At 69.9% G+C, this 21105-nt stretch carries 15 protein-coding genes; 5 read left to right on the top strand and 10 right to left on the bottom strand.

Going from position 1 to position 21105, the window contains the following annotated elements:
- The first annotated feature begins 61 nt into the window (after positions 1–61).
- A complete protein-coding gene (locus OG780_RS32845) occupies positions 62–1543 on the top strand; it encodes a cytochrome P450 (protein WP_328454291.1) in 1482 nt (493 codons plus the stop codon).
- Here OG780_RS32845 and OG780_RS32850 read toward each other — a convergent pair.
- The 4 genes from OG780_RS32850 to OG780_RS32865 all read right to left on the bottom strand — a co-directional run bounded on the left by OG780_RS32850 (position 1537) and on the right by OG780_RS32865 (position 6470).
- On the bottom strand, positions 1537–2532 hold the full coding sequence (locus OG780_RS32850) for an RluA family pseudouridine synthase (RefSeq protein ID WP_328454293.1): 996 nt from the start codon (positions 2530–2532) through the stop codon (positions 1537–1539). The genes OG780_RS32845 and OG780_RS32850 overlap by 7 nt on opposite strands.
- A 4-nt stretch (positions 2533–2536) precedes the next feature.
- Positions 2537–4081 (bottom strand): amino acid permease, encoded by a 1545-nt coding sequence (locus OG780_RS32855; RefSeq protein ID WP_328454295.1) that lies wholly within the window; start codon positions 4079–4081, stop codon positions 2537–2539.
- A gap of 488 nt (positions 4082–4569) precedes the next feature.
- Positions 4570–5406 carry a siderophore-interacting protein gene (locus OG780_RS32860; protein ID WP_328454297.1) on the bottom strand — a complete coding sequence of 279 codons (837 nt, stop codon included), beginning with the start codon at positions 5404–5406 and terminating at the stop codon, positions 4570–4572.
- A 125-nt stretch (positions 5407–5531) separates the two neighbouring features.
- On the bottom strand, positions 5532–6470 hold the full coding sequence (locus tag OG780_RS32865) for a 5'-3' exonuclease (RefSeq protein WP_328458561.1): 939 nt from the start codon (positions 6468–6470) through the stop codon (positions 5532–5534).
- A 170-nt stretch (positions 6471–6640) separates the two neighbouring features.
- Here OG780_RS32865 and OG780_RS32870 point away from each other — a divergent pair, with 170 nt between their 5' ends.
- The 4 genes from OG780_RS32870 (at position 6641) to OG780_RS32885 (ending at position 12407) form a co-directional block, all read left to right on the top strand.
- Positions 6641–7720 (top strand): quaternary amine ABC transporter ATP-binding protein, encoded by a 1080-nt coding sequence (locus OG780_RS32870; protein WP_328454299.1) that lies wholly within the window; start codon positions 6641–6643, stop codon positions 7718–7720.
- Complete coding sequence (locus tag OG780_RS32875; protein ID WP_328454301.1) at positions 7713–10322, top strand: ABC transporter permease/substrate binding protein; 2610 nt, start codon at positions 7713–7715, stop codon at positions 10320–10322. The genes OG780_RS32870 and OG780_RS32875 overlap by 8 nt, the downstream gene beginning before the upstream one ends.
- A 690-nt stretch (positions 10323–11012) precedes the next feature.
- A complete protein-coding gene (locus OG780_RS32880; protein WP_328454303.1) occupies positions 11013–11594 on the top strand; it encodes a helix-turn-helix domain-containing protein in 582 nt (193 codons plus the stop codon).
- Between the two features lie 93 nt (positions 11595–11687).
- The gene (locus OG780_RS32885; protein WP_328454305.1) at positions 11688–12407 is read left to right on the top strand and encodes a helical backbone metal receptor; all 720 of its coding nucleotides are present in this window, start codon (positions 11688–11690) and stop codon (positions 12405–12407) included.
- Positions 12408–12541: 134 nt separating this feature from the next.
- Here OG780_RS32885 and OG780_RS32890 read toward each other — a convergent pair whose 3' ends face one another.
- From OG780_RS32890 to OG780_RS32915, 6 genes are all read right to left on the bottom strand, one after another.
- Entirely contained in the window at positions 12542–12946 is a 405-nt protein-coding gene (locus OG780_RS32890) for an Imm50 family immunity protein (protein ID WP_328454307.1), read from the bottom strand.
- Positions 12936–13433 carry an Imm50 family immunity protein gene (locus OG780_RS32895; protein WP_328454309.1) on the bottom strand — a complete coding sequence of 166 codons (498 nt, stop codon included), beginning with the start codon at positions 13431–13433 and terminating at the stop codon, positions 12936–12938. The genes OG780_RS32890 and OG780_RS32895 overlap by 11 nt, the downstream gene beginning before the upstream one ends.
- A 5-nt stretch (positions 13434–13438) precedes the next feature.
- Complete coding sequence (locus OG780_RS32900) at positions 13439–17809, bottom strand: RHS repeat-associated core domain-containing protein (protein ID WP_328454311.1); 4371 nt, start codon at positions 17807–17809, stop codon at positions 13439–13441.
- A gap of 13 nt (positions 17810–17822) precedes the next feature.
- The gene (locus tag OG780_RS32905; protein WP_328454313.1) at positions 17823–18134 is read right to left on the bottom strand and encodes a hypothetical protein; all 312 of its coding nucleotides are present in this window, start codon (positions 18132–18134) and stop codon (positions 17823–17825) included.
- Between the two features lie 261 nt (positions 18135–18395).
- Positions 18396–20219: a choline/carnitine O-acyltransferase gene (locus tag OG780_RS32910; protein WP_328454315.1), complete on the bottom strand. Its 1824-nt coding sequence runs from the start codon at positions 20217–20219 to the stop codon at positions 18396–18398.
- A complete protein-coding gene (locus tag OG780_RS32915; protein ID WP_328454317.1) occupies positions 20216–21076 on the bottom strand; it encodes a class I SAM-dependent methyltransferase in 861 nt (286 codons plus the stop codon). The genes OG780_RS32910 and OG780_RS32915 overlap by 4 nt, the downstream gene beginning before the upstream one ends.
- Positions 21077–21105: the final 29 nt, after the last annotated feature.

The raw sequence follows: 21105 nt of genomic DNA on the forward strand, positions 1-21105 counted from the left end.
GACGGCATCCGTACGCCAACTGCCCATCCACAGAACGTATTTGAGCTTCGGAGCGATCACTGTGACGACCGAATCCCATTCCCCTGCCGGTACGGAAGAACCCGCGTTCGGCCCCCCGCCGGGCTGCCCGGCCCACGGCATCGGCCCCGGCGACTCTCCGGGCGGACTGCGTCGCCTGTACGGGCCCGAGGCCGAGGACCTGGGCGCGCTGTACGAGAAGCTGCGAGCCGAACACGGCGCCGTCGCACCCGTGTTGCTGCACAACGACGTACCCGTCTGGGTGGTCCTCGGCCATGCCGAGAACCTGCACATGGTCAGCACCCCCGCGCACTACGCCCGCGACAGCCGGCTGTGGACCGCCGTCCGGGACGGCACGGCGGGGGCCGACCATCCGCTCGCCCCGCACATCGCCTGGCAGCCCATCTGCTCCCACGCCGAGGGCGACGAGCACCTCAGACTGCGCGGCGCCGTCACCGGCGCCATGTCGACCATCGACTTCCGCAGCCTGCGGCGCTACATCAACCGCGCCACACAGCGCCTGGTCAACGCGTTCTGCCCGCTCGGCAAGGCCGATCTGGTCGGACAGTTCGCCGAGCATCTGCCGATGTCCGTGCTCTGCGAGATCATCGGCATGCCCGAGGACTACAACGACCGCATGGTGCACGCCACCCGTGACCTGCTCAAGGGCACCGACACCGCCATCGCCAGCAACGAGTACGTCATGGGTGTGCTGACCCAGCACACCCTGCGGCGCCGCGCCGAGCCCGAGGACGACTTCACCAGTCACCTCATCAACCACCCGGCCCGGCTCACCGACGACGAGGTGGCCCAGCACCTGAGGCTCGTCCTGCTCGCCGCCTACGAGGCCACCGCCAACCTCATCGCCAACGTGCTGCGCATGCTGCTCACCGACCCGCGTTTCCGTGCCCAGCTCAACGGCGGCCAGATGACCGTGCCCGAGGCGGTCGAGCAGTCCCTGTGGAACGAGCCGCCGTTCAGCGCCGTCCTCGGCTACTTCGCCAAGCAGGAGACGGAGCTGGGCGGTCAGCGCATCCGCAAGGGCGACGGACTGCTGTTCGGGATCGCACCCGGCAACGTCGACCCCCGGATCCGTCCCGACCTGGCCGCGAGCATGCAGGGCAACCGTTCCCACCTCGCCTTCGGCGGCGGCCCCCACGAGTGCCCGGGACAGGACATCGGCCGTGCCATCGCCGACGTCGGCGTCGACGCCCTGTTGTTGCGGCTGCCGGACGTCGAACTCGACTGCGACGAGAGCGATCTGCGCTGGCGGAGCACGATGTCCTCGCGCCACCTCGTCGATCTGCCCGTGCGCTTCGAGCCCAAGCCGACGCAGGAGGTCACGCAACGGCCGTCCGTGCGCGCGCTGCCCGCCCAGCGGTCCCACTGGCAGGTCACCACCGACAGCACGGCACCGGCCGCACCCGCACCGCAGCCGACGGCACCCGAGCCCGTCCCGGCCACGCCGCCCGCCGGCCGGCTCGGCGCCTGGCAGCGCCTCCTGCGCTGGTGGCGCGGCTACTGATCCCCGGCGCCCGGCACCCGCGGCACGGACTGCCGAACCCCGGTGCCCCGGGCCGACCAGGCGTCGTACGAGGCCCACGCCTCCAGCGTCCGTCCGCTGGCGAACCGGTGGGCCCGGCCGGTGACCGGATCGGTGAACTCCAGCGTGCGCGCGAGCAGTTGCAGCGGACGCCGGAAGTCACCGGCCGGCACGGGTCCGGTCACCACCGGGTACAGCGGGTCGCCGAGGATCGGCACGCCCAACGCGCTCATGTGGACCCGGAGCTGATGGGTCTGCCCGGTGCGAGGAGTCAGCCGGTAGCGCCCCAGCCCGTCCCGGTGCTCGACCAGGTCGATCCCGCTGACGGCGTTCGGCTCGCCCGCCACCTCCCGAGCGGCCATCACCCCGCGTTCCTTCAGGATGCGGCTGCTGACCGTGCGCGGCAGGGCGAGACCGGAGTCGTACGGCGCCACGGCCTCGTACTCCTTGCCGATCAGCCGGTCGCGGAACAGCGACTGGTACGCGCCGCGCTCCCCGGGCCGTACGGTGAACAGCACGAGCCCCGCCGTCAGCCGGTCGAGGCGGTGCGCCGCGCCCAGCTCCGGCAGGTCCAGCTCCCGTCGCAGCCGGGCCAGAGCCGTCTCGGCGACGTGGCTGCCGCGCGGCGTCGTCGCCAGGAAGTGCGGCTTGTCGGCGACGACGATGTGCTCGTCCCGGTACACCACGTCGAGCGGGAACGGCACCGGCTCCTCGTGGGGCAGCTCCCGGTGGAACCACAGGAACATCCCCGGCGCGTAGGCGGCTTCGGCGGTCAGCGGCCGGCCGTCCGCGCGGACGATCAGGCCCTCGCCGATCATCGTGTCGATGACTCCGTCGCCAGCCGCGAGCCGCTCCACCAGGTACGCCCGCGCCGTGGCCCAGCTCCCCTCCCGCGGCAGTCTGATCCGCACGGGGTCGACCCCGTGGCGCTGCGGGAGGGGAGCGGGCGGGATCCTGGGCTTGCGTCTCACCCGGTCAAGCGTACGAGGCCGGAACCACCTCGGGGGACCCCGCCGCCCGCGCCCGGTACGCCCGGTACCCCGCTCCCGCGACCAGGGTCACGGCGAGGAACAGCACGGTGAACCACTGGAAGTACCAGTGCCCGCCCGCCGGGTCGTACACCGCGGCGCGCGGCCAGGCCAGGTTGACCGTCATGAAGAGGCCGTAGACCAGGGCGAGGACGTTGACGGGGACGCCCCAGCGGCCGAGGGAGAAGAGCGGGGCACCCGTCTCGTCGCCGCCTTCCGCGGTGAGCTGTCCGCGCAGACGGCGTACCAGCAGCGGCCCGGTGACCATCGCGTACGCGAGGTACAGCATCACGATGCAGGTGGTGCCGATCGCGAGGAACGCGTCCGGGGAGGCGAAGTTCAGGAGCAGCAGGGCGCCGGCGAGGACGCCGACGACCAGGGCGGGGGCGCTCGGCATGCCGGTGCGCGGGTCGACCTTCGCGAGACGGCCGGAGAAGGGGAGCTGTTTGTCGCGGGCCATCGAGAAGAGCATGCGGCAGGCGGCCGTCTGGATCGCCAGGGTGGCCACCGCGATGGCGACCACCACATCGGCGAGCAGGGCCCGGCCGACCCCGTCGCCGAGGCTGCTGGTCAGGACGTAGCTGAGTCCGTCGACACCGAGCCTGCCGTCGGTCAGGCTCGGGGCGGCGAGCAGTCCACCGAGCACGATCAGTCCGCCGAGCAGGCCCGCCGCGCCGAGCGCGGTGAGGATCGTGCGGGGCGCGGTCCGCTTCGGGTGATGGGTCTCCTCGCTCATCTCTCCGGCGCTGTCGAAGCCGATCATGACGTACGCGGCCATGAACGAGCCCACCATCAGTGCCCCGAACAGTCCGGTGCCGCCCCCGCCGGTGTGGAAGGTGATGCCGGGGGAGCGCTCGGAGTGGGTGAACAGCAGCACGATGATCAGGACGGCGCCGATGATCTCGGCGGTGACGCCGATCCGGTTGACCGCCGACATCACACGGTTGTCGAGGACGTTCACCAGCGTCGTCAGGACGAGCAGGACGACGCCCAGGACGGCGGCGTTGGCGGCGCCGTCGGGGCTGGTGGGGGCCGGATCGTCGCCGATGAGCTGGAATCCCGGCCAGATCGCGGGCAGGACCATCTGAAGGGCCAGCGCCGCCGCCGCGACCACCACGATCTGCCCGATCACCATGATCCAGCCGGCGAACCAGCCGAAGGAGGGGTTCGACAGGCGCGAGGACCACTGGTAGATCGCGCCGGAGATCGGATAGCGCGCGGCGAGTTCGGCGAAGCAGGCGGCGACGGCGAGCTGGCCCGCGAACACGACCGGCCAGGTCCAGAAGAAGACCGGGCCGCCGAAGGCGTACCCGAAGGCGAAGAACTGGAAGACCGTGGTGAGGACGGAGATGAACGAGAACCCGGCGGCGAACGAGGCGTACCGGCCGAGGCTGCGGTGCAGCTCCTGGCGGTAGCCGAACTCGGTCAGGGAGCGGTCGTCCGGGGAGTCGGGCGGATCGGGGCGTACGTCGGAGGGAGCGGTGGTGGTCACGGCGGCACCTGCCTTCGGCGCGAAGGATGAGCGGGATTCCTGTCGGGTGACAGAAATTAGGGAGACCCTGTTTCACCCGCGTGACGCGGCCGTGTCGGCGGCGGGCCCAATTCCTCACGGCCTGCCGACCGTTGTCCCGGGAACCGGGCCGGATCCAGCACATCGCCGGCTTCGGCCGGCTCAACCGGGCTGTGGTCGCGGGCCGTTCGGCGATGTCCGAACACCCCGACCGGGGTGAGGTGCTCGGCCGGACGGGCGCGCCGCTCGCACTTGCGCTCGTGCTCGCGGCGGTCCGGCCGTCTATCCGTACGTTCCGGTCGTACCGGCGCTCGGTCCGGCCCGCCGGGCGGTTGGCCGCCGGACGAACGGCACCCGCACGAAACGTCAGGAGGCGGACCCGCGTGATGCGGGTCCGCCTCCTGACGTTCGGTGCGGGCGGGGGTGGCGACCGGGTCAACCTCCTGACCAGGTACGGGAAGTGTCCGGCGTCAGGCCGGTACCTCCTGCTCCGCCTCCACCTGGGCGTTCCAGTCACGCTTCGCGGCCTGCCAGCCGTCCTCGTTGTGGCCGAGGCGCCAGTAGCCGGAGATGGACAGGTCCTCGCGCGGGATCTGGAGCTCGACCCGCAGCAGCGCCCGCAGCTCCTTCACGAAGCCCGCCTCGCCGTGCACGAACGCGTGCAGCCGGCCCTCCGGGAACTCCAGGGTCCGTACAGCCTCCACCAGGGCCGTGCCGACAGGCCGGTCGCCGCGGTGCAGCCAGACGACCTCCGCGTCGGAGTCGATCTTCTGCTCCTCCTCGGGCCCGGAGACCTCGACGAAGGCGCGGACCGTGGCGCCGTCCGGCAGCGACTCCAGCGCGGCGGCGATCGCGGGCAGCGCGCTCTCGTCGCCGGCGAGCAGGTGCCAGTCGGCGCTCGTGTCGGGTGCGTACGCGCCACCGGGGCCCATGAACCGGACGACCTCGCCCGGCTGCGTCCGAAGGGCCCACGGTCCGGCGAGTCCCTCGTCCCCGTGCACCACGAAGTCCAGGGTCAGCTCGCGCGTCTCGGGGTCCCAGGCGCGCACCGTGTACGTGCGTGTCACCGGCCACTGCTCGCGCGGGAACTCCTCGCGGATGCGCTCCAGGTCGAAGGGCTCCGGGTAGGTGACGCCCGCGGGGCCGAACAGCAGCTTCACATAGTGGTCGGTTCTGCCGCCCGTGGCGAAGTCGGCGAGAGTGTCGCCGCCCAGCACCACCCGTTGCATGTGGGGGGTCAGCCGCTCGGTCCGCACGACCTTCGCGGAGTGGGGCTTCCGGGGCTTGCGTTCCGGGCGCTCTGCCATGACTGCCTCCTGATTCACATAGTTAGGCTTACCTAAGTTAGCACCTCTCCCTGTGCAATATCCACGGATGAACCGGTGGCAGTCATGGCAGAACGGTTCGGCTGTACTTGCAGTGTCGTGTTCGGCTATACCCGCAGTGTCGTGAGCAGACGGTGCAGCGAGCCGCCCAGTCCCCAGCGCGCGGCCAGTTCGTCCAGCGCGGCCGGACGGCGCGGCGCGTGCGGCAGCGCCGTGTCCACCTCGGGGAGCGGCACGTCCCCGGCGACCTTGACGACGGTCGGCGCCACGGCGATGTACGGCCGTGACTCGTCGAGCCGCTTGCGCTGCGATGGCGTCAGCCTGGCCCTGGGGTCGTCGACCGCGGCCATGATGCCGGCCAGGTCACCGAACTCGGCGAGCAGTTTGGCCGCCGTCTTCTCGCCGATGCCGGGCACTCCGGGCAGCCCGTCGCTCGGGTCGCCGCGCAGCAGCGCCAGATCCGCGTACCCCGGACCGTCGACGCCGTACTTCTCGCGCAGCCAGGCCTCGTCGGTGAGCTGGAGCGTGCCGACACCCTTGAGCGGATACAGCACGCGCACCCCCCGCGCGTCGTCGACGAGCTGATACAGGTCGCGGTCGCCGGTGACGATGTCGACCGGACCGGTGGCGCGACCGGTGAACGTGCCGATCACGTCGTCCGCCTCGTACCCCTCGACGCCCACGCGCGCGATGCCCAGCGCGTCCAGGACCTCCTCGATGACGGGCACCTGCGGGGAGAGCGTGTCCGGCACCTCCTCCTGATCCGGGCCGGTCTCCGTCTCCACCGCGACCCGGTGCGCCTTGTACGACGGGATCAGGTCGACCCGCCACTGCGGACGCCAGTCCGCGTCCATGCAGGCCACCAGGTCGTCCGGACGGTGGTCCTTGACCAGGCGGTCGATGAACTCCAGCAGTCCGCGCACGGCGTTCACCGGTGTGCCGTCCGGGGCCTTCACGGATTCCGGCATGCCGAAATAGGCGCGGAAATACAGCGAGGCGGTGTCGAGGAGCATGAGTCGTCGCGTCGGAAGTGTCACGTTCCGCATCATGCCGTACGCCACTGACAGTGACCTGGACCACTCCCGTGTTTGCTCCGGGTGGGCGGGGGCAGGCGCGGCCACTGAACGAACGCGGTTGTGTATTCAACCGTCAATGGCAGCCGGGGACACGGAAATTATTTTCCCAGTGTGTTCCCCTGCCCCGACGAGAGGCACCTGTGTCATCCAGGCTTGAGGCCGACCATCTCTACAAGGTGTTCGGAAGACGACCGGAAGCGGCCGTGGAGCGGCTCCACCAGGGTGCCGACCGTGAGGAACTGCGCGCCGACGGCACCACCGCCGCCGTGATCGACGCGTCCTTCACCGTGGAACCGGGGCAGATCTTCGTCGTCATGGGCCTGTCCGGATCCGGCAAGTCCACGCTGCTGCGCATGCTCAACGGACTGCTGGAGCCCACCGCGGGACACGTGCGCTTCGACGGTCAGGACCTCACCGCACTCAGCGCGCGCGAACTGCGCGAGGTCCGCTCCCGGAAGATCAGCATGGTCTTCCAGCACTTCGCGCTGTTCCCGCACCGCAGTGTGCTGGAGAACGCCGCCTACGGCCTGGAGGTCCAGGGCGTACCGGCCGCCGAACGCCGGGAACGGGCGGCCGCCGCCCTGGAACTGGCCGGACTCGCCGGCTGGGAGAAGTCCTGGCCCGACGAACTGTCCGGCGGGATGCAGCAGCGCGTGGGCCTCGCCCGCGCGCTCGCCACCGACGCCGATCTGCTGCTCATGGACGAGTCGTTCAGCGCACTGGACCCGCTGATCCGCCGCGACATGCAGGACCAGCTCCTCGAACTCCAGAAGAAGCTCGAGAAGACCATCGTCTTCATCACGCACGACCTCAACGAGGCGATGCGCCTCGGCGACAGCATCGCCGTCATGCGCGACGGCCGCATCGTCCAGACCGGCACGGCCGAGGACATCCTCGTGCGGCCCGCCGACGACTACGTCGCCTCCTTCACCCAGGACGTCGACCGCTCGCGGGTGCTGACCGCGGGCGCCGTCATGGACACGGACCTGCGCGGCGACGAGGCCGACTGCTCCTGCGAGACCGCCACGCCCGGCACGCCCTTCGTGGACCTCTGCGCCATCAGCGCCCGCCTCTCGCACCCGGTCGCCGTCCTCGACGAGAAGCGCGCCCTCGTGGGCGTCGTCCCGCGGCAGCGGCTCGTCGGCTTCCTCGGCGACGAGCAGGGCGGCCCCCGTCGCTGTCCCGGCGGACAGGACAAGGGGATGAAGGCCCATGCCTAGGATCCCCTTCGGCGACTGGGTCAACGACACGGTCGACTGGCTGCTGAACCACATGGCGTGGCTCTTCGACTTCCTCAAGACCGTCTTCTCGGGCACCTACGACGGCATCGACGCGGTCCTCCAGGCACCCCAGCCGCTCCTCCTCACCGGCATCTTCGCCGTCATCGCCTTCTGGCTGCGCGGCACCTTGGCCGGTTTCCTCACCTTCGCCGGATTCGCCTTCATCGACTCCCTCGAACTGTGGGAGGACGCGATGGTGACCCTGTCCCTGGTCCTCGTCGCGACGCTCATCGCGCTCGTCGTCTCCGTGCCCGTGGGCATCTGGGCGGCCCGCTCCGCCCGGGTCGGCTCCATCGTCCGGCCGGTCCTCGACTTCATGCAGACGCTGCCCGCGATGATCTACCTCATCCCGGCGATCCTGTTCTTCGGAACCGGAGCCTCCGCCGGCATCGTCGCCACGCTGATCTTCGCGCTGGCCCCCGGTGTCCGCATGACCGAACTGGGCATCCGCCAGGTCGACAGGGAACTGGTCGAGGCCGCCGACGCGTTCGGCACCACCCCGCGCGCCACCCTGCTGCGCATCCAGCTTCCGCTCGCCCTGCCCACCGTCATGGCGGGCGTCAACCAGGTCATCATGCTGGGCCTGTCCATGGCCGCCATCGCCGGCATGGTCGGCACCGGCGGCCTCGGCGGCGACGTCAACGAGGCCATCGGCCAGCTCGATGTCGGCCTCGGTTCCGAAGCCGGCGTCGCCATCGTCATCCTCGCGATCTACCTCGACCGCATGACCGGCGCGCTCGGCACCCAGGTCTCCCCGTTCGGCCGCCGTGCCGCCGCCAGGGCGCGCGCCGCGCGGGGCCCGAGGATCTGGTCGTACCGTCCCCGTCCCGTCGTGGCCATGGCGGGCGTCGTCGTGCTCGCGCTCGTCGCGGGCGGGCTGGGCCTCTTCGGCGGCCCGACAGCGACCTCCACCGCCGCCGACGGCGAGAACATCGGCCAGGGCAAGAAGGTCACCATCGGCTACATCCCCTGGGACGAGGGCGTCGCCTCCACCTTCCTCTGGAAGGAGATCCTGGAGGAGCGCGGCTACCGGGTGGAGGCCAGGCAGTTCGACGCCGGGCCCCTGTACACCTCGCTGGCCCAGGGCGACATCGACTTCGAGACGGACTCCTGGCTGCCGACCACACACGCCGAGTACTGGAAGAAGTACGGAGAGAAGCTCGACGACCTGGGCTCCTGGTACGGCCAGACGTCCCTGGAGCTGTCCGTGCCCGCCTACATGAAGGGCATCGACTCCCTGGAGGACCTCAAGGGCCAGGCCGCGAAGTTCGGCGGCAGGATCACCGGGATCGAGTCCAGCGCCGGAATGACGGGCCTGCTCAAGAACAAGGTCCTCAAGGCGTACGGCCTGGACAAGGAGTACGAGGTCGTCGACAGCTCCACGCCCGCGATGCTGGCCGAGCTGAAGCGCGCGTACGCCGGGAAGCAGCCGATCGTCGCCACCCTCTGGTCGCCGCACTGGGCCTACAGCGACTACAGGCTGAAGAAGCTGAAGGACCCCAAGGGCGCCTGGGGCAAGGGCGACGGGGTGCACACCCTGTCCCGGAAGGGCTTCGCGAAGGACAACCCGGTCGTCGGCGACTGGCTGAAGAACTTCAAGATGACCGAGAAGCAGCTCACCGGCCTCGAAGCCGAGATCAACAAGGCCGGAAAGGGGAGGCGGCAGGACGCCGTGCGCGCCTGGCTGAAGAAGAACCCCTCGGTCGTCGGCGCGCTGGCCCCGGTCGAGGGCTCCGCCGCCCCCGCCGAGGCGAAGCGCCCGCTGGACGTCGCCTGGTTCCCCTGGGACGAGGACGTCGCCGTCACCTACCTCTGGAAGAACGTGCTCGCCCGGCGCGGCTACACGATCGACCTCAAGCAGATGGACGTCGGCCCGGTCTACACCGGCCTGGCCTCCGGCGACCTCGACCTGAATTTCGACGCCTGGCTGCCGCACGCCCAGTCCAACTACTGGGACCGGCACAAGGACGACCTCAAGGACCTGGGCACCTGGTACGAACCGACCTCCCTGGAGATCGCCGTCCCCTCGTACGTGAAGGGCGTCACGACCCTCGCCGACCTCAAGGGAAAGGCCAAGACCTTCGACGGGAAGATCATCGGAATCGAGCCGGGCACCGGTGAGATGAACCTCCTCAAGAAGAAGGTGCTTCCGGGCTACGGCCTGGACAAGGAGTACGAGGTCGTCGACGGCTCCACGCCCGCGATGCTGGCCGAACTGAAGCGCGCGTACGACCGGAGGAAACCGGTCGCGGTCGTCCTGTGGTCGCCGCACTGGGCGTACAGCCAGTACGAGCTCACCAAACTCACCGACGACAGGAAGCTGTTCGGCGAGGGCGACACGATCCGGACCGTCGCCGCGAAGGAGTTCCCCGACAGGTACCCGAAGCTGACCGGGTGGATCAGGAACTTCAGGATGAGCGAGGCCGAACTCGGCGGCCTGGAGGGCGAGATCAAGCGGCGCGGCCAGGGGCACGAGGAAGAAGCCGTCGCCACGTGGCTCGAGGAGCACCCGGACATGGTGCAGCGGATGACTCCGCGGTAGCGGACGAGCCGTCCACGCCGGGGCGCGCCGAGTGGTTCATTCCGAGGGGTGGTCCTCGTCGTCAGGGTTCTCTTGACCCGTACGACGAGGAACCGCCCCTCGCCGCGTTCCCCGGGCCCGCGGACTCCCCCCGGGGCGGCCGCCGGTCCGTACGCGCGGGCGGAGCCGCCGGTGGTCGCGTACTGGCGTACGAGAAGGATCCGGACAACCGTGCCGCGGTCCGAGACCGCACCCCGCCGACGCGTTCCGGGCCCCGACGTCGGCCGCGCGTCCGTCGAACCGGCCGTTCCCCGGCGCCGTTCCGAGGGCCCGCCGCACATCAGCTCCGTGCACGTGGGCCCGGCCGACCCCACCGCCACCACGCGCCCCCGGTCGGCGCCACGACAGGCAACTACGCGCCGGGGCACGGCACTTCAGGGCCCGATCGCGCCGTCGAAGGGTCCGGGCGGGGTGTCCCGCCCCCGTGATCGGCCCTTTCGCCCCGTGCGAAGGGGCGGCGGCGCCAGGCGCGCGACGGCTCGCGCGGTGGCGCGAAGTGTAACCCTCACACTCCCTCGAAGTGACAGCGATGTGACGGGTCCATGAAACGGTTTGCCGAACATGCGTAGGGTGCAAACAACTCAACAGAAGCGGCGGGCCGGAAATCCGCACGGTTCGCGGACCGACGACGCGAGGGAGGGAGCCGGAGCGATGGGCGACCACAAAGAACAGCCCCTTCGGGTGGGTGCGGCCGTACGGCGACGGCGCCGGGCACTGCGGCTCACCCTCGCCGTCGTGGCCGAACGCAGCGGCCTGTCGGTGCCCTTTCTCAGCCAGGTGGAGAACGAGCGGGCCCGGCCCAGCCGGAGTTCCCTGGAGCGGGTCGCCGACGCTCTCGGCACCACGGCCGTCGATCTGCTCGCCGCCGCCGACCCGGCGTGCAGTGTCGACGTCGTGCGCGCCGACGCCGGGGCCGAGTTCACTCCCGGAGCCCACGCACGCCCCCTGGTGCGCGGTCACCACCAGCTGCACGCCACCGAGTTCACCGGCGACCACGAGGAAGCCCGTGAACTCCAGCACCGCAACGACAAGTTGATGTACGTCGCCGACGGCGGTGTCGAGGTCGAGGCGGAGGGGCGTGCCCATCGGCTGGGGCGGGGCGACACGCTCTACCTCACGGGCGGTGTGCGGCACCGCTGGCGCGCCACCGTGCCGGACACCCGGGTCGTCGTCGTGGAGGTCGCCGACCACATCGACGCGGTGGAGGACCGGCACACCTTCGGCAAGCGCTGAGGCGCGCGGACGACGGGGAGCCGGCCCGGGCGGGCGCGGGCGGCTCGGGGGAGGATGGCGGGAGACAGGACTGCGCGGGAGAGGCGGACGGGTATGCGGGTGGTGTCCCTGGTGCCCTCGCTGACAGAGGCCGTGGCCGTGTCCGTGCCCGCCGTCCTGGTCGGCGCGACCGACTGGTGCAGCCACCCGGCGGACCTGGACGTCGTCCGGATCGGGGGCACCAAGAACCCCGACGTCGATGCCGTCCTGCGGCTGGGGCCCGATCTCGTCGTCGCCAACGAGGAGGAGAACCGGGAGCCCGATCTGGCCGCCCTGCGGGAGGCGGGCATCGAGGTGCTGGTCACCGAGGTGCGGGACGTGCCGGGGGCCTTTCGCGAGCTGGACCGGGTGCTCGCCGCCTGCGGCGCGCGCGGCCGTCCGCGCTGGCTGGACGCGGCGGAGGCCGCCTGGGCCGAGCCGGCCGCTCCGGCCCGCCGCAGGACCGCGATCGTGCCGGTGTGGCGCCGGCCCTGGATGGTGCTGGGCCGGGACACCTTCGCGGGGGACGTGCTCGCCCGGCTGGGCGTCGACAACGTCTACGCGCGCCACGAGGAGCGCTATCCCCGCGTCCCGCTCACCGAGCTGACCGCGGCGGCCCCCGATCTCGTCGTGCTGCCCGACGAGCCGTACCGCTTCACCGCCGACGACGGGCCGGAATCCTTCACGGGAATTCCCTGCGCCCTGGTCGACGGCCGCCTGCTGACCTGGTACGGACCGTCACTGGCCGAGGCACCGCAGCGGCTCGGCGAGGCGCTGCGAGAAGCGGTGTCCTGACCACAACATCAACGGCTGTCGCGGAGTACCAGATCAACGGCTGTCGCGGAGTACCAGGCCGAGCGGAACACCGCTGACACGCGGCACGGCCCTCTTGGCCCCTGCCGGACCGCCGTTGCCGCACGAACTCGTCTTCAAATGATGCCCGAGGCGAGATATGCGCGGGTGCTCGCCAATCGAGCCGTGGAAGCACGGAAGGCGATTCCCGACCCGGGCGATCCAAGGGCGACCTCAAACAGCTCCTCATGGACGGTCAGAGCGATGCTTCCGGCGGCAGTGGCATTCCAACCGGTGACCCGGAGCCCTTCCACCCCTCCGAAGGCGAGGTGGAACTCGAAGGCGTTGAACCCCTTCTCGTGCCATTCCGCGGGGGAGTTCACCGGGAGGATCCGTGTGTCGAAACCCAGGGTCACCGAAGTCCCGCGTTCGTCGATGTGTACATAGAAGGGATCGCACGAGCCGGCCGAAGGCGGGGTGCGGTCGTACAGGTCCCCCAAGTATTCGGGAGACGCAAGGAGGCGCGACCAGTCAGCGCTCATAGAAGGTCCTGTCCTCGGTACCGGGCAGAGAGCTGTGCCGACGTGCGTCGATCTTGCTCATGAACCGGTGGACCCCATCATCGGATCCGCTCTCCTTGATCTTGAATGCGCTCACGTGACCGACGCGCACGGACTCACTGCAGGCGAAGTCCAGCGAGAGCCCGCTGCCTCTGGCGGTCACCCGCATACGTCGCTCTGTTCCCCATGAAACCGTCTCGACGCTGCCGACGACCGGTGGTCTCCAGTCGGTGAGGGAGATTCCGTCCACTGCCAGGAACTGGAATTGACACTGCACCGTGTCCAGGCCCGCGTCGGTCCATTCCTGAGGGGCCATTTCCGGATACGAAGGCAGGTCGACGCGTAGTGTCACCGTGGGCCCACGCCAATTCAGATTGATCGATCGGATCCGGATGTCGATCAGGTCCGGGACATGGCCGTAGAGCGACCTCAGCGGCTCCGGATTAACAAGGAATTTCTCAACGGTCATAGTAATCAACGGTCATAGTAATAGTGCTCCTCGCAGCCGGGGACTTGCCCGTTGCGCGTATCCTCGAACGGTCTCACATGGACATGCGAGGACTGATAGCCGGGTTCTCCTGGCTTCCGATGGCCGAACCAGTGGTCCTGGAAGACTATAAGGTCCTCCCCGTTCGGATGCTCGTAGACCTCCTCCGTGTAATAGATGGGCTGGTGGTCCTCGCCCATCAACTGCTTGGCGCCCTGCCATTCCGGCGTCGTGGCCGGCACGAAGTTGTCGACTTCGATGGGTTCGGCCCCTTCGGGAATTCCTGCTTCCCGCAACGCACGGGCCTTCTGCTCGTCGAATGTGTACCCGACGGACTCGCCGCATTCCGGCGCGAGGCCCAGGGGATCGATCCACGTGTGCGGGTTGTGGACGTACGTGACCGGGTTGGGCGCGGGGGCCAGCCCGAGGGGATCGGGGCTGAGGTAGCGGGCCGTTTCCGGGTCGTAGGTTCGGAAGTAGTTGTGGTGGAGGCCCGTTTCGGGGTCGTAGTACTGGCCTGGGAAGCGGAGCGGCGTGTAGGCCGTCGCGTCGGTGTTCCAGGTTGTGGTTCCCCAGAGTGTCGCGCGGGCGCGCCAGGCTATGTCCCCTGCTTCGTCGACGAGTTCGGTAGGGGTGCCGACGATGTCGGTGACGATGGCGAAGAAGCGCTGGTCGATGACGCTCTGCGGGGAGTCGGCATCGACGATTCGCTCCGTCTGGGCCAAGGGGCGGCGGCCGTTGTGGTCCCAGGTGATGACGACCGGATGGTGCCGGCTTCCGGCCGTGGTGGTCTGCTCGCAGAGCGTGTGCCCGTCCCAGGTGAAGGTGGTCTCCTCCAGGACTGTCTCGCCGTCGGCAGTGAGACGTTGCTTGGCGAGGCGTCGCCCCAGCGGGTCGTACCGGTAGCACCAGCGGGTGCCGTCGGGCGTGACGACGGAGGTCAGACGATCCTCGGCGTCCCAGGTGTAACGCCAGGTGTCCGGCTTGTGGGACAGGCGGGTCTTCTGGCGCAGCACGATGCGGCCCGCGGCATCGTGTTCGTAGCGGACGCTGCCGGCGCGGGTGATGCGGGTGCCTGCGTAGGAGCGGTGCCCCGTGACGTCATGGTGGGAGTGAGTGGCCGGCCAGTCCGCGAACGTCTGGTTTCCGGCGTCGTCGTAGGCGTAGCGCTCCGTCCAGTTCTCGGCGCGGACAGCGGTGACGCGGCCCGCCGCGTCGAGGTCGATACGCCGGGTGCCGTCGGGGTCCTCGATCTGGGCCAGGGCGCCGTCCGGGCGGTACGAGAAGGCCCGGTGCTGGATCACGCCCGCGTCCGTGGCCAGGCTCTGCTCGGTGAGCCGGCCCATCGCGTCGAACGTGTGAGCCAGGGCGAGTGTCTCGCCGAAGCGGTAGGCGGTCTCACGGCCGAGCTCGTCATGCACGAAGCTGATCGCGTGCCCGGAGACGGTGAGTTCGGAGGGGCGCCCGGCCACGTCATAGGCCCACGTACTGGTGGCGCCTGCGGGTGTGGTGCGGTGGGTACGGCGGCCCAGGGCGTCGTACGCGTGATGCAAAGTGCGGCCGTTCACTGTCTCCGACACGCGTCTGCCGCGTTCGTCGAGTTCCAGCGAGAGCGTGGTTCCCGGTCCCGTGGCGTCGACGAGTCGGCCGGACGGTGAGTAGGCGAACGTGGTGAGCCGGCCTTCGACGTCCTTGCGGACCATCTGACCCAGTGGGTTGCGTTCGTAGCGCACCGTCTGACCGAGCGCGTTGGTCCGGCTCAGGAGGCGACCGGCGGCATCGCGGGTGTAGCTGCGGGTGCGGTCGTCGAAATCGACCTCAGAGACGAGACGGCCCGCGGAATCGTAGTGATAACTCCATTCGAATCCGGACGAGTTGAGTACGCGGGCCAGGCGCAGCTCGCTGTCGTGGACGAATTCGTGGCGGACGCCGTCGGGACCGGTGCGCGCGGCGACAAGGTCGAAATGCGTGTACTCGAACGAGGTGACTGCGCCAACGGGATCGGTGTGACCGATGCAGTTGCCTTCGCCGTCGTACGCCCACGTTTCGACGGCACCGTCCGGCACGGTACGCCGGAGAGGCCGCCCTTCGACCGTCCACTCCAGTCGCGTGGTCGCGCCGGTCGCGTCGACCATGGTGACCACACGGCCGAAGGAGTTCCGCTCGTAGCGCGTGGTCATGCCGGAGGGATCGGTGACCGTCAGAGGGAGTCCAGCCGCGTCACAGCGCATGCGCGTGGCGGCGCCGAGCGCGTCGGTGAGGGCGATCAAGTGTCCGTGACCGTCGTACGAGAAGCGCGTGACAGCGCCGGACGCGTCCGTCACGGCAGTACGGTTGCCTCGCTCGTCGTACTCCTGCCGCCACACCGCACCACCCGGCACGACCACGGCCACCGGATATCCGGAGTCGTTGTATTCGGTGGTCGTTTCCTGACCGTCGGGACGTGTGATCGATACGAGACGTCCGCCCTCGTCGTGGGCGTATCGGACGGTGTGGCCGAGCGGATCGGTGACAGCGGTCAACCGATGACCCGCGTCCCATTCCTGAGTGGTGACGTGACCGAGAGGATCAGTTTCGCGGACCGGGCGGAGGGCCTGGTTGTGTTCGTAGACGCGCGTGTGGCCGAGGGAGTCGGTGACGCGCGTCGTGCGCGTGGTGGTGTCGTACGTGAGGGTGGAGGCGAGGGCGTTCGCGGTTCCGCCGGTGGCGATGACGCGGCCCTGGCGGTCGTATTCGTACCAGTAGGTGGTGTGGTTGCGGTCGGTCCAAGAGGTGATGCGGCCCTCGGGGTCGTAGGCGTAACGCATCGGGAGGCCGGAGGAGTTGGTCTCCGTGGACAGATGGCCCTGCTCGTCGTAGGCGAACGTCAGCAGGGTCGTGCCGGGCCGGTCCGGGTGATCGGGGTCGACCAGCCGCAGGCCGGTGATGCGGGAGCGGGCGTGGTCGTGGTCCAGGGCGATGCGGTAGCCGCCGGAGTGGACCACCGCCCGGGGGATGTCACCCTCCTCGTACTCGATGGTGATCCGGTTGCCGTTGCGGTCCTGGATGTGCTGCAGGGGCAGGTCGACGGCGGTGTCGCCGGCGGCTGGGACGGGGCTGTGGAAGACGTGGGCCAGCCCGGTGCCGGGGTCCGTGATGCGGATGCCGCCGTCGGTCTCGGTGTCCCAGGACAGGATCAGACGCGAGCCGGGCGTGTCCGGACGGACGGGCTCGTCGGCCCCGGCGTCCGGGAGGGGGAAGCACACGCGGGCGCCGTCGGCGGTCGCGTAGACGAGGCCGGTCTCGTCGGCCTGGACGCGCTGGTCGAGCGTGGAGGCCCAGGAGGGGCCGAACCAGCCGCCCCAACGGTACGAGGACATGTGCGTGCGCTGCAGGATCAGCGGGAGGGCGCCGGGCAGGCGCACGTCGGTGCGAGGCAGGGACATGTCGCCGGTGGCCACGTCGATCGGGTCCCGCACGAACTTCTTGACCGTGTTGCGGATCGACGCCGGCAGCTTGTCGAAGCCCGGGTTCAGACTGAGGCGTTCGAACGCCGCGCAGTTCAGCTTCATGCCCTTGGCCAGCTCGGCCAGCTGGGCCGGCTTCAACGCCTTCAACCCCTTGCCCAGCGCCTTGCCGAGCACGCCGAAGCCGACGCCCATCAGCGCGCCCTCGGTCAGGATCCCGGCCAGCTTGTCCGGATCCGTGAAGGCCGCCGGATCCTTCAGCAGGGTGTCGAAGGCGGAGAACTTCGCGCCCTCGGCAGCCATCTTCCCCACCTCGGCGACTCCGCGGATCTCCTTGAGCGCCTTCAGGGCCCGCTCCACGCCCCGGACGACCTCCAGCACTCCGCGCACGACCGACCCGAGCGCGGTGCCCTCCTCCTCGATCCGTCCGACCAGCGCCACCACCTTCAAGGCCCGCTCACCGGCGATCAGCGTGGACGCGACCTCGGAAGCACCCGCCGTCAGGATCGACAGCGCAAGGCCCGCGATCTCGAACTCGGCGATCTCCGCCAGCATCACGCCGATCTCGGAGAGCAGCTCATGCGCGTTGTCCGCGAAGTCGTCCAGTGCCTTCGCGCCCTCCCGCAACGAGTGCGCCATGTCGGTCGCGCTCTTGCGGGCACTCTTCGACCGCTTGTGGAAAGCCTGGGCCGTCTTCCCCTCCCAGGTCACGCCCGACAGCGCACGCTCGGTGGCCAAGGCCGCATCGTCCAGCCCTTTGGCCAGACGGCGCCACTTCTTCGCGATCTCCCGCACCCCGTCCGGATCAACCGCCGGATCCGAGATCCCCAGAAACTCAAGACCACTGGCGATGCTGTCGCCGAACATGTGGTTGAACTTGTTGACGTAGTGCAGCGGGTTCAGATCCACCATGACAGCGCGCCCCTCAGCCCTTCTTCGCTCGGGTCTGCGCCGCCAGCAGCAGGTCCAACAGATCGAAGACGTCCGACACTTCACCGATCAGCTTCGCCTCCGTCTCCCACTCCTCCTCCAACTGCCCCGCCAGCCTGGACAGAGTGGTCATGCCCCTCTCTATCTCACCCTTCGCACCCAGCAACGCCCCCAGCGCCCCCAGCGCCTTCAGATCGTGCTGCTGCTCCTTGAAGTCCGCGAGCGGCTTCGCCGTGTGATGCCTCACCGTCCGCAGCCCCGACGCCGCCTTGTGCATCGACGCGGCTTCCTTCGCCAGATCGGACATGAGAGCAGCCCCCGCAACTTTTCGGCACTCGGCGGCACTTCCCCGTGCTTCACCCTGTGCACATGCCAACCCCTCGACACTAGGGAGCGGGATTATGGGAGAGGCATGGAATGGATCAAGAAAAGGCAAAGGAGGCCCACGCGGCGGGCGACGACGGCGGCGCCGGCCTGGGCCTCCTCGGCTCAGCTCAGCCGCTGGAGCCGTCCGGGCCGCCGGACCGTGGTTCCCGACGGGGAGTTCCGGTCCGGCGGCGGGGTCCGTTCAGTCCTCGGACCCCTCGGTCGCCAGCAGTTCCCGGAGTTCGTCCAGCGCCTCCCGGAGCCGGTCGGCGAACGTCCGCATCTGCGCGGCGACCGCCGACGGCGTGCTCAGGTAGAGGTTGAACCGGTCGGGAAGCAGCACATAGGCCACACCGATGCACTGACTGCTGGTCGACCCGAAGCCGAAGTACTGGATGTTGACGGACGGCGCGGAGCTCGTGCTCAGGTAGTCGTCCCGCATGGTCAGCCAGCCCGGCGTCCGGTACAGCGCGGGCTGCTCGGTCACCCCGAGCTCGGCCCCCCGCCGGCGCTGGATCAGCTCCAGCTCCCACAGGTGCTGCTCCGGCACCTGCCCGGCCTGGCACGCCTTCGCGCGCGCCACATGGGCCTGGGTGGCTGCCCGGAACGCGGCGCGCCGGGCGTCCGCGTCCGCCGCCGGGTCCTCCATCGCCGCCACGAAAGCCAGCATCTCGGTGGTGACGACGCGCATCGCCTCGGTCCGCCCGTGCCGGTACTGCCGGGTGGCGATCGACTCGTACGTGGCGCCCAGGTGTCCCTTGGCGCGCTGGTGGGCGAGCTGGTAGGCGGCCTGGACGAACGCGTCCGGCGAGACCCCCAGCGCCTTGGCCGCGCTGCTGCCGAAGTCCGCGAACGACAACGTGCTGGTCGCGGTGCTCTCCCCGTACGCCGCGAACGCGTCGGCGGCGGAGCGCGCCCGGTCCCGCAGCGCGTCGTCCAGTGCGAACACGATCGGCTCCAGCGCCGGCAGCCCCTGGGAGCGGGCTCCGGACTGCCGGGACTGCTCCTCGGCCGGGGTGTCGAGCAGGGCGTCGGTGAAGGTGAGGATCGTGGTCCCGTCCAGTTCGCAGTGCTCGACGTTGATGCCCGCCCGTCCGTCGGCGAAGACGACGAACGACACGGCCTTGTCGAACCAGCGGTTGCCGCGGTCGCCGTACAGCAGCTGGTCACAGGCGTCCTGGACGTCCGCGGGGGCGAAGTCCTCCAGGGCGACGCAGAACAGCGCGGTCTCGACGTCGTCGAGGGCTTCGGCGTTGCGGGGGTGGCAGGCGAGAAGGGACTCCCGGGCGGCCGCCCACTCCGCGCGGGCCATGGTGGTGAGGTGGCCCACCGAGGTGTCCGCGCCGGCCGGGTCGGCCTTCATCACGGCGCGCAGCCCCGCCTCGATGTCTTCCAGGCTGTGCGGGACGCCCTCCGGACCCAGCACGTCCAGCCGGAACATGCCGCCCCGGAAGAACACCACGACGTGCCGCGCCTCGGACGGGCCCGGCCACTCCTCGGTGTGGGGGGCGCGGACGGTGTCCTGCTGCGCGCCGGGGATACGCGTGCTGGAGAACAGGAACTTGTTCTGCACCATCGACTGAGGTGCTCCGCGCTGCACCACCGGTGGGATCAGCCCCTGATCGAGCTGCCGCTTGTAGTTGAGGGCCCCGGCGACGAGCCCGGCCGCCCGCTCCGCCTGCGTCTGGCCGGAGTCCTTGAACAGGAAGAAGAAGTTGGCGTTGAGGGCGATCCGGTCCCGGCGGCCCAGGTACCGGTACGGCCAGAAGGCGTCGAGCCAGCTGTGCACGCCCTCCGTGGCGTCGTACTCCTCCAGCGCGGCATGCAGCACCCGGCCCGGGCCACCGGGCCGGAGGAAGGCGGCCACCTCCGCCTCGGTCGCCGACCGCTCGTCGGCGGTCAGCAGCGGCGTGCACCAGGCGAGAAACCTCTCGCAGCTCGCGTCCGGCGTAGGCAGCGGCACGCGCGGGAGGCTGTCCTCCTGGGCGAAGGTCGTGTTGTCTGACGCGTCCTGACTGGTCTTCAACTCTGCTCTCGATTCGGATCGTCGGTACCTGTGCGCGAACCTGTGATGTCGTTGTGCGGTCGGGAAAGGTAGAGCTGTGCGTACAGCCAGCCTTCCGCCTCCAGGCCCCGTGGATCCACCCCCGCGGCCGACATGCCGTCGAGCACGAGCGCCTGCTCCTGCGGGGAGGCGAACCGCCGCTGTCTGAACACCTCGTCGACGCGGACGGTCCGGTAGCCCAGCCCCGCCAACGCGCGCTCGACGGGGTCGAACGGGAACATCCGCAGCACGAAGTGCGCCATCCAGGGCCGGCGGACGCCCTGCGCCCGGACGACTCGCGTGAGCGTCCGCTCGGTGACGTAGCCGACGCAGCCCGTCGAGATCACCAGGTCCGTACCCGATAGCTGGGCGCGCTGTCGCGGTGTGGGCTCGTGCTGTTCCAGGTCGGCGTGCACCACGTCGTCGAGGAACCCGGCCTCAAGGGCGTAGGACAGCGCGCTGCCGGAGGTGTCGAGGCCGACGAAGCGGATCGCCTGCGGGGGTTGGCGTGACCGGGCCAGCTCCCGGTCACGGGCCAGCAGAGCCTCGCGGCTCTCACCCGCACGCTCCTCGTCGCCGTAGCGCGCGTACAGCTCGTCCATGGTCGCGTCGTACTTCAGCAGGGCGGCGTTGATCCCGTACGAGCAGCCGATGTCCAGCACCTTCGGTACCGCGACGTGCCGGGACTCCCGGTACTCCGTGATGAACTTGGCGAAGTAGGGCTTGGCCTGCTGGGGAACGCCGTAGTCGAGCGGGCGCAGCGCCCTGAAGTAGGTTCGCGGATCGGGCTGGTCGTAGATGTGGTCGAGAGAGACTTTTCCGGTCACGTCGAAACGCACAGGGCTTACTCCTCCGTGGATCGCGCAGG

It is taken from the genome of Streptomyces sp. NBC_00386 (genome assembly GCF_036063235.1).
Classification (GTDB): Bacteria; Actinomycetota; Actinomycetes; order Streptomycetales; family Streptomycetaceae; genus Streptomyces.

Coding starts and splice junctions, on each gene's coding strand:
- OG780_RS32860 (WP_328454297.1), bottom strand. CDS start 5,406: ATGGCAGAGCGCCCGGAACGCAAGCCCCGGAAGCCCCACTCCGCGAAG.
- OG780_RS32865 (WP_328458561.1), bottom strand. CDS start 6,470: ATGCGGAACGTGACACTTCCGACGCGACGACTCATGCTCCTCGACACC.
- OG780_RS32875 (WP_328454301.1), top strand. CDS start 7,713: ATGCCTAGGATCCCCTTCGGCGACTGGGTCAACGACACGGTCGACTGG.
- OG780_RS32880 (WP_328454303.1), top strand. CDS start 11,013: ATGGGCGACCACAAAGAACAGCCCCTTCGGGTGGGTGCGGCCGTACGG.
- OG780_RS32885 (WP_328454305.1), top strand. CDS start 11,688: ATGCGGGTGGTGTCCCTGGTGCCCTCGCTGACAGAGGCCGTGGCCGTG.
- OG780_RS32890 (WP_328454307.1), bottom strand. CDS start 12,946: ATGAGCGCTGACTGGTCGCGCCTCCTTGCGTCTCCCGAATACTTGGGG.
- OG780_RS32895 (WP_328454309.1), bottom strand. CDS start 13,433: ATGACCGTTGAGAAATTCCTTGTTAATCCGGAGCCGCTGAGGTCGCTC.
- OG780_RS32900 (WP_328454311.1), bottom strand. CDS start 17,809: ATGGTGGATCTGAACCCGCTGCACTACGTCAACAAGTTCAACCACATG.
- OG780_RS32905 (WP_328454313.1), bottom strand. CDS start 18,134: ATGTCCGATCTGGCGAAGGAAGCCGCGTCGATGCACAAGGCGGCGTCG.